A 7,751-nucleotide genomic window follows, 5' to 3' on the forward strand; every position below is an offset into this window, starting at 1 on the left:
CGTCAAGGCGGGAAAGCGTGCCTTGACCCGGCACCACCGTCCGCGTGCTGGCTTCGGATCGGGGTGGCGGGGCAGGTCTGGGTGGGGTGCCGGTTTGGGCGTCCGCGTCTCGTTCGGGCCGGTGAAATGTCCGGCCTGAAGGGCGCTCCGACTTCGGCGGAGCCCCCGCCGCTCCCAGGGGGGCGTCCCCTTGGCCAGTCTATCGGCGGCCGGCGACAGAACCCGCCGATCACCGCCCGCGGGCCTGAGTTGTCCACACCTCGGCCGGCTTGGGGACAACTCCAGCCCGGCGAGGCCCGGCACCCGCCCCAGCGGCGGCAAGAGCGCCACCAGCGGAGGCCGGCTCAGGCCGTCCAGCCCGGATCCCGGCCCGCGGCCCCCAGCGCCCGCTCCAGCGGCGACGCACCCGCCCCCACCGCCACCTCAGGCCCGTAGACCCCCATCGAGCGCGCCTGGTCGCCCATCGCCACCGCCGACTCGTACACCGCCGTCGCCGCCTCTGGGGCGTACGCACACTCGGCCCCGCTCGCCCGGGCCAGGTCCCAGCCGTGCAGCACGAACTCGCCCAGGACCATCGACCCCACCACCGATGCCGGCATCGGAGCCGAACCCAACGACGTCGTCCCCGTCCAGGCCGATGGCTCCTCGAACACCGAAACCAGCGTCTCCGTCTGCTTCTCCAGGTCCGCCCGCCAGTCGTCCTTCACCAGGGCCGCCTCCACCTCGCCGGTCAGCGGGGCCGGTGGGTCCAGGCGCCGGCCCGCCGCGATCAGCCAGGGGCCCCAGTACAGGAGGTGGTTGATGAGCCCGCGGACGTCGTAGCCCGCGCACGGGGTCGGGGCGCTGAGGTCCCGAACCTCGGTCGCGATCCGGAGGAACTCGGCCGCGGCCGGGCGCATCAGTGCAGCAGTCATGCCGGTGATCCAAACTCCCGGCGAAGACCGCGTCTTGAACGAACGCGACAGCTACCGTGAACCCGTGACGCACCGGATCCCGCGCGGCATCGTGGCCGAGGCCACCGCGCGCACGATGTTCACGCTGACCCGGCACCCGCCCGCGCCGGAACTCGCTGAATTCGTCGAATACCACTGGATCCTGCGGTGGGACCTGCGCGGCAAACCGCCCTACGAGCAGCGGGTGCTGCCGAACCTCTCGGTGCACGTCACGTTCTTCCCGGGCGCCTCCGGCGTCCACGGCCCGGCCCGCGACGTCTTTTCGCACCGCTTGACCGGCCACGTCCAGGGCTTGGGCGTGCGATTCCGGCCGGGCACCTTCCGCGCGTTCCTCGGGAGCCCGGTACGTGACATCGCCGATCGCACCGTCCCACTCACCGACGTTTTCGGGCCGGCGGCCGTGGCGGTCGCGGAATCGGTGCAGAACGCCGACGGAGATGCGCAAATGGCTCGTGCGGTCGACAACTTGCTGATCGCAAATCCCGGGCCGCTGTCTCCCGCCGCGCGCGAGGCCGCGGAGGCGGTGGAATCAATCGCGCGGGATCCGGGAATTACCCGGGTGGCGCAACTGTGCGCGGATACTGGACTAACCACCCGCTCCATCCAGCGCGTGTTCGCCGAACACGTCGGTGTCCCGCCCAAGTGGGCGATCCGGATATACCGCCTCAATGACGCAGCGCAGCGGCTCGTCACAGAAGGAGATCCCGATTACGCCGGTCTGGCGGTTCGACTGGGCTATAGCGACCAGTCCCACTTCATCCGCGATTTCCGGACGGTGACCGGCCAGTCGCCTGCCGAGTACGCCCGAACCGCCCGCGGTGCCACCGAACGGGAACCGGACAGCAATCGGACATGAAGAAAGCCGCCGGGCGAATATTCGCCCGGCGGCTCTCCGAAACCCCGCGTCGACGCCACTGCCGAGACCGACGCACAACTGCTGGTCAGCGACCTGCAGCCGGCCGGTGCGACGGCGGCGTGAACAATCCTCAGTTCTTCTTGTGGTAGGCCTCGACGACCTCGGAGGGGATACGGCCGCGGTCGGAAACCGCGTATCCGTTCTTGCGCGCCCACGACCGGATGGCCTGGTTCTGCTCGCGGTCGACGGCGGCCGGACGAGCCGAACCCTTACCCGCGACCGGACGGACCGAAGCGCGCTTGCGACCGCCCGCACGACGCGCGTGCTCGACATACTGAGCGAGCGCGTCCCGCAGCTCCTCGGCGTTTTCCGAGGAGAGATCGATCTGGTAGCTGACTCCGTCCAAACCGAACTCGACGGTCTCTTCCGCCTCACTGCCGTCGAGGTCGTCGACCAGCGAGACGAGCACCTTCTGTGCCATCCGATTCCTCCTGCGGGGCTTACTCAATGATCTGGTACGGGGCAAGCCCCGGGACAGAAGACTTTGTCTAGAACATTAGTACCCGCTTCTGCAGTGCAGCGCAAATCTCATTGGCATAACCGCCCGCTATCCTCACACGGCCGGGTTATTCGGGTCGCACCAGCGGGAAGAGGATCGTCTCCCGGATACCGAGACCGGTCAGCGCCATGAGGAGCCGGTCGATCCCCATTCCGACGCCACCGCTCGGCGGCATTCCGTACTCCAGGGCCCGCAGGAAATCCTCGTCGAGCCGCATGGCTTCGCTATCGCCCTGCGCGGCCAGCAGCGACTGTTCGGTGAGGCGTTCCCGTTCGACGACCGGATCGACCAGCTCGGAGTATCCGGTGGCGAGTTCGAATCCGCGCACGTAGAGGTCCCACTTCTCGGCCACGCCGGGCCGCGAGCGGTGCTGCCGCGTCAATGGCGACGTCTCCAGCGGAAAATCACGGACAAACGTCGGTGCGTGCAGGTGATCTCCGACGAGGTGTTCCCACAGTTCCTCGACGAGCTTCCCGTGCCCGAGCTTCGGATCCACTTCCAGGCCCCTGGCCTGCGCGAATCCGTGCAGTTTGGCGGCCGGCGTCTCCGGCGTCACCTCTTCGCCGAGGGAATCGGACAACGACTCGTACATTCCGAGCGTGGTCCATTCGCCGGACAGGTCGTACTCCGAACCGTCCGGCAGCGTGACGACCTGCGTGTCCAGCACCGACTGCGCGGCCTCCTGGATCAGCTGCCGCGTCATCACCGCGTTCGTGTCGTAGGTGGCGTACGCCTCGTAGTACTCGAGCATCGCGAACTCCGGCGAGTGCGACGAGTCACTGCCCTCGTTCCGGAAGTTGCGGTTGATCTCGAAGACCTTCTCGATGCCGCCGACGACGCAGCGCTTGAGGTAGAGCTCCGGCGCGATCCGCAGGAACAGCTCCATGTCGAACGCGTTGGAGTGCGTGACGAAGGGGCGGGCGGTGGCGCCGCCGTGCAGCGTCTGCAGCATCGGCGTCTCGACCTCGGTGAACCCGCGGCGGTGGAACGACTCCCGCAGCGACCGGACCACGCCGGCCCGCGTGCGCACGACGTCCCGCGCCCGCGGCCGCATGATGAGGTCGACGTAGCGCTGGCGGACCCGCGTCTCCTCGGCCAGGTCCTTGAAGGCGTTCGGCAGCGGGCGCAGCGCCTTCGACGTGATGCGCCAGGCGTCGGCCATCACCGAAAGCTCGCCGCGCTTGGACGTGATGACCTCGCCCTGCACGAACACGTGGTCGCCGAGGTCGACGTCGGACTTCCAGGCCGCCAGCGCATCCTCGCCGACCTTGGCCAGGCTGATCATCGCCTGCAGCTCGGTGCCGTCGCCTTCGCGGAGGCTCGCGAAGCACAGTTTGCCCGTATTGCGGAGAAACATCACCCGGCCGGTGATGCCGACCTGCTCGCCCGTGGCGGTGTCGGCGGGCAGCCCGGAATGCGCGGCGCGCACCTCGGCGAGCGAGTGCGTCCGGGGTACCTCCACCGGGTAGGGATCGATACCCTCCGCGAGGATCCGGTCGCGCTTCTCCCGGCGCACCCGCATCTGCTCGGGCAGTTCGTCTTCGGCGGGCTCGCTGGTGGAAGCGGGGTTTTCGGTCATGGCCCATAGGGTACGAACCCGGAGGACCGCTACGCCAACCGGATTACCTTTACCTTTTCTCGATTAGCCTGGACAGCGTGAGCGATCCCACCCGAGGTCAGCGCGCTTCTTCCTTCGGCAGCCGGGCCGCCGAGTACGCCCGGCACCGGCCCGGCTACCCGCGGGCCGCGATCGAGTGGGGTCTTTCCGGAGCGGCCGGCACCCCGCGCCGGGTGCTCGACCTCGGCGCCGGAACCGGCAAGCTCACCCTCGGGCTCACCGCGCTCGGGCTCGACGTCACCGCGGTCGAACCCGACCCGGAAATGCGCGCGGAACTCGAGCGGGCGGTGCCGTCGGTGCCGGCCCTCGCCGGGCAGGCGGAACGGATCCCGCTGCCCGACGCCGCCGTCGACGCGGTTTTCGTCGGCCAGGCGTTCCACTGGTTCGACATGCCGGTCGCGCTGGCGGAGATCGGCCGCGTGCTGCGCCCGGGCGGCGTGTGCGTGCCGATGTGGAACTACGAGGACGAATCCGTGCCGTGGGTCGCCGAGTTCACCACCCTGGGCCGCGACGGCGCCCGCCGCCCGGCGAGCATCGAAGATATGCGCGAAGTGACGCACCCGGCCTTCGAATCATTCGAAAGCGATCGGTTTCACCATACGCAACGGCGCACCGCGGAGACCCTGCTGGAAACGATCGCGACGTATTCGAAGGTGATCGTTTCGGCCCCGGAGGAGTCGGCGGCCCTGCTCGGCCGGCTCCGGAAGTTCCTGGCCGCCAATCCGGCCACCGCGCACGGCGAGTTCGACCTGCCGCTGGTCACCACGGTCTTGCGCGCGCGACGGCGGTGAGGGGGTTCAGGGCCGGATGTTGCGCTCGTAGGCCAGCCGCAGGCCGAGCAGCGTCAGCTCCGGGACGTGGTCGGTGATCGTCTCCGACTCGTCCAGCACCAGCGGGGCCAAGCCGCCCGTGGCCAGCACGGCCACCTTCTCCGTCCCGCCCGGCGACAGTTCGCGGACGATCCGGCGCACCAGGCCGTCGACCTGGCCCGCGAAGCCGTAGAGGATCCCCGACTGCAGGCACTCCACCGTGTTCTTGCCGATCACCGACCGTGGCGGGACCAGTTCGACCTTCCGCAGCGCCGCCGCGCGCAACGCCAGCGCGTCGACCGAAATCTCGATTCCCGGGGCGAACGCGCCGCCGAGGAACTCGCCGCGGGCCGAGATTGCGTCCACGTTGGTCGACGTGCCGAAGTCGACCACCACGCACGCCGTGCGGTGGAGGTGGTGCGCGGCCAGCGTGTTCACCAGCCGGTCCGCGCCCACCTCCTTCGGGTTGTCCACCAGCAGCGCCACGCCCGTGCGCACGCCCGGCTCGACGACGATCTTCGGGATCCGGGCGTAGTACCGGCCGAGCATCACGCGCAGTTCGCGCAGCACCGCCGGCACCGTCGACAACGCGCTGATCCCGGTCACGGCGTCCGCGTGCGGGCCGAGCAGCCCGCGGACCGTCAACGCCAGCTCATCGGCGGTGATGCGCGCGTCCGTGCGCATGCGCCAGTCGCCCACGAGGTCGGTCCCGGACCACAGGCCCAGGACGATGTTCGTGTTGCCGACGTCGACGGTGAGCAGCAAGCGGGTCAGCTTTCCGCGTGCAGCAACGCGTCGAGGCGGCGGGCGTCCGCCGTCTCGGCGACCGGGAAGATCGCGGTCTCCTCGTCCGCGGGCAGGGTCACCGTGCCGGACAGCAGCCCGGACCCTTCCGGCGCGTGGCCGGGGTCGGTGTGCCGGTGGACGATCCGGTTGTCCGCGTCGACGAACACCACGCGCGGCTGGTAGGTCGCCGCCTCGGCGTCGTCCATCTGGCCGTACGAGATGAGGATGACCAGGTCACCCGGGTGCACCAGGTGCGCCGCGGCGCCGTTGATGCCGAGCACCCCGCTGCCGCGTTCGCCCTTGATGACGTAGGTCTCCAGCCGGGCCCCGTTGGTGACGTCCACAATGGACACCTGTTCCCCCGGCAGCAGGTCCGCGGCCTCCATCAGGTCCTCGTCGACCGTCACCGAACCGACGTAGTGCAGGTCGGCCTGGGTCACGGTGACCCGGTGGATCTTCGACTTGAGCATCGTGCGGTACATCGTGGACTCCTATTCCCCTGCGTCCAGCCGCTCCGGGTGCTCGACGGCAGCGCCGAGCAGCACCGGAACGTTGTCGATCAGCCGGGTACTCCCCACCCGGGCCGCGATCAACAGTCGTGCTTCACCATCGACGGGCGCGGGCCCGAGGTCGGTTCCCCGCAACTCCAGGTAATCCACCTCGACCGCGGGCCGCGCGGCGAGGGTCTTCCACGCGGTCTCGAGGACCGCCTCCGCCCCGTCCCGGCCGACGAACGCCCCCGCGGTGAGGGCGGCCGACAGGACGATGGCGTCTTCGCGCTGCTCAGGCGTCAGGTAGACGTTGCGCGACGACAGGGCGAGCCCGTCCCGCTCCCGCACGGTCGGCACGCCGATGACGCGCGTGTCGATGTTCAGATCGCGCACCATCCGCTTGATCAGCACCAGCTGCTGATAGTCCTTCTCGCCGAAGAAGGCGTAGTCCGGGCGCAGCAGGTTGAACAGCTTCGCCACGACGGTGAGCACGCCCGCGAAGTGCCCGGGCCGGACGGCACCTTCGAGTTCTTCGCCGAGCGGTCCCGGGTGGACGGTCACCACGGCACCTTCGGCGTAGAGCGCGTCGGCACTGGGCGTGAACGCGATTTCGATGCCGTCCTCGCGCAGGATGTCGAGGTCGGCCTCCAGCGGCCGCGGGTACGCCTCGAAGTCTTCGCCCGCGCCGAACTGCAGCGGGTTCACGAAGATCGAGGTGGCCACGACGGTGTTCGGCAGCCGCTTCGCGCGGCGGATCAGCTCGCGGTGCCCGGCGTGCAGCGCACCCATGGTCGGCACGAGCGCCAGCTTGCGGCCGACGCCGTGCAACGCCCGGCTGACCTGGCTCACGTGCTCGGGCGACGCGAACGCGTTCAACGTGCCGCGGCTGAATTTCGGTGTGGTCACTGGTCTTGGTGCCCTTCGGCGGGATCGTCGAGGAGTTCGGTGAGGTCTTCGGCGGCCGCGGTGTCCAGCAGCCCGGCCGCCGTCGAACGCGCCACCGTGCGCTTGGCCAGCGCCCGGTAGGCCGGCGCCACGTCCGGCGCCCGGTCCGCCAGCACCGCGAGGTGCTTGCGGACGGTGCCGAGATCGCCACGCGCGACCGGGCCGGTGAGGGCGCGGTCGCCGTGTCGCAGCACATTATCCAATGCCGCCGAGAGCAGTGGTGCGACCAGGCGTTCGGAATGCCCGATTCCGGCCTGGCGCAACAGGTCCGCGCAGTCGGCGACCAGCGTCATCAGGTGGTTTGCGCCGTGCGCCAACGCAGCGTGGTAGAGCGCTCGCGCGGAGTCGGGGATCCGCACCGGCTCGGCACCCATCTCGACGGTCAGCGCCTCGCCGACGTGCCACGCCGCTTCGTCGTCTTCGGCCGCCGTGACGCCGATGCTGCACGCCGCCAGCCGTTCGAGGTCCTCCTCGCGGCCGGTGAACGTCATCACCGGGTGCAGGGCGAGCGGCAGGGCGCCGGCCTCGGCCGCGGGGGCCAGGACGTCGATGCCGTGCGCTCCGGAGGTGTGCACGACGATCTGGCCGGGCCGCAGCGACTCGGTGGCGACGAGCCCGCGGACCATCCCGGCGAGCGCGTCGTCGGGCAGGGCGAGCAGCACCAGGTCCGCCCGGCGGACGGTTTCGTCGGGCGGTACGAGGGGCACGCCGGGGAGGGCGAGCAGGCCGGCGGG

At 70.0% G+C, this 7,751-nt stretch carries 9 protein-coding genes; 2 read left to right on the plus strand and 7 right to left on the minus strand.

Going from position 1 to position 7,751, the window contains the following annotated elements:
- Positions 1-344 precede the first annotated feature (344 nt).
- On the minus strand, positions 345-914 hold the full coding sequence (locus ACWEVN_RS44250) for a TIGR03086 family metal-binding protein (RefSeq protein ID WP_452055281.1): 570 nt from the start codon (positions 912-914) through the stop codon (positions 345-347).
- A 34-nt stretch (positions 915-948) separates the two neighbouring features.
- On the opposite strand from ACWEVN_RS44250, the gene ACWEVN_RS44255 reads away from it, so the two are divergent.
- On the plus strand, positions 949-1,809 hold the full coding sequence (locus tag ACWEVN_RS44255; protein ID WP_452055283.1) for an AraC family transcriptional regulator: 861 nt from the start codon (positions 949-951) through the stop codon (positions 1,807-1,809).
- A 130-nt stretch (positions 1,810-1,939) separates the two neighbouring features.
- Here ACWEVN_RS44255 and ACWEVN_RS44260 read toward each other — a convergent pair whose 3' ends face one another.
- Together ACWEVN_RS44260 and lysS are read right to left on the minus strand one after the other, a co-directional pair.
- Complete coding sequence (locus ACWEVN_RS44260) at positions 1,940-2,290, minus strand: histone-like nucleoid-structuring protein Lsr2 (protein WP_020641935.1); 351 nt, start codon at positions 2,288-2,290, stop codon at positions 1,940-1,942.
- 145 nt (positions 2,291-2,435) lie between these two features.
- Positions 2,436-3,947, minus strand: a complete 1,512-nt coding sequence (gene lysS, locus ACWEVN_RS44265; RefSeq protein ID WP_310969046.1) for a lysine--tRNA ligase — start codon at positions 3,945-3,947, stop codon at positions 2,436-2,438.
- A 77-nt stretch (positions 3,948-4,024) separates the two neighbouring features.
- On the opposite strand from lysS, the gene ACWEVN_RS44270 reads away from it, so the two are divergent.
- A complete protein-coding gene (locus tag ACWEVN_RS44270; RefSeq protein WP_449688105.1) occupies positions 4,025-4,777 on the plus strand; it encodes a methyltransferase domain-containing protein in 753 nt (250 codons plus the stop codon).
- A 6-nt stretch (positions 4,778-4,783) separates the two neighbouring features.
- Here ACWEVN_RS44270 and ACWEVN_RS44275 read toward each other — a convergent pair whose 3' ends face one another.
- From ACWEVN_RS44275 to ACWEVN_RS44290, 4 genes are all read right to left on the minus strand, one after another.
- The gene (locus ACWEVN_RS44275) at positions 4,784-5,560 is read right to left on the minus strand and encodes a type III pantothenate kinase (RefSeq protein WP_449680293.1); all 777 of its coding nucleotides are present in this window, start codon (positions 5,558-5,560) and stop codon (positions 4,784-4,786) included.
- A gap of 5 nt (positions 5,561-5,565) precedes the next feature.
- The gene (panD, locus tag ACWEVN_RS44280) at positions 5,566-6,063 is read right to left on the minus strand and encodes an aspartate 1-decarboxylase (protein WP_449688104.1); all 498 of its coding nucleotides are present in this window, start codon (positions 6,061-6,063) and stop codon (positions 5,566-5,568) included.
- A 9-nt stretch (positions 6,064-6,072) separates the two neighbouring features.
- Positions 6,073-6,978: a pantoate--beta-alanine ligase gene (gene panC, locus ACWEVN_RS44285; RefSeq protein ID WP_449688103.1), complete on the minus strand. Its 906-nt coding sequence runs from the start codon at positions 6,976-6,978 to the stop codon at positions 6,073-6,075.
- Positions 6,975-7,751 (minus strand): Rossmann-like and DUF2520 domain-containing protein (locus ACWEVN_RS44290; protein WP_452055282.1); only part of this gene is annotated, 777 nt, incomplete at its 5' end. The genes panC and ACWEVN_RS44290, both read right to left, overlap by 4 nt.

Source organism: Amycolatopsis sp. NPDC003861 (assembly GCF_053605405.1).

Bases quoted from the DNA above. Each gene is read 5' to 3' on its own strand.
- ACWEVN_RS44260 (WP_020641935.1), bottom strand. From the start codon at position 2,290: ATGGCACAGAAGGTGCTCGTCTCGCTGGTCGACGACCTCGACGGCAGT.
- ACWEVN_RS44250 (WP_452055281.1), bottom strand. From the start codon at position 914: ATGACTGCTGCACTGATGCGCCCGGCCGCGGCCGAGTTCCTCCGGATC.
- lysS (WP_310969046.1), bottom strand. From the start codon at position 3,947: ATGACCGAAAACCCCGCTTCCACCAGCGAGCCCGCCGAAGACGAACTG.
- panD (WP_449688104.1), bottom strand. From the start codon at position 6,063: ATGTACCGCACGATGCTCAAGTCGAAGATCCACCGGGTCACCGTGACC.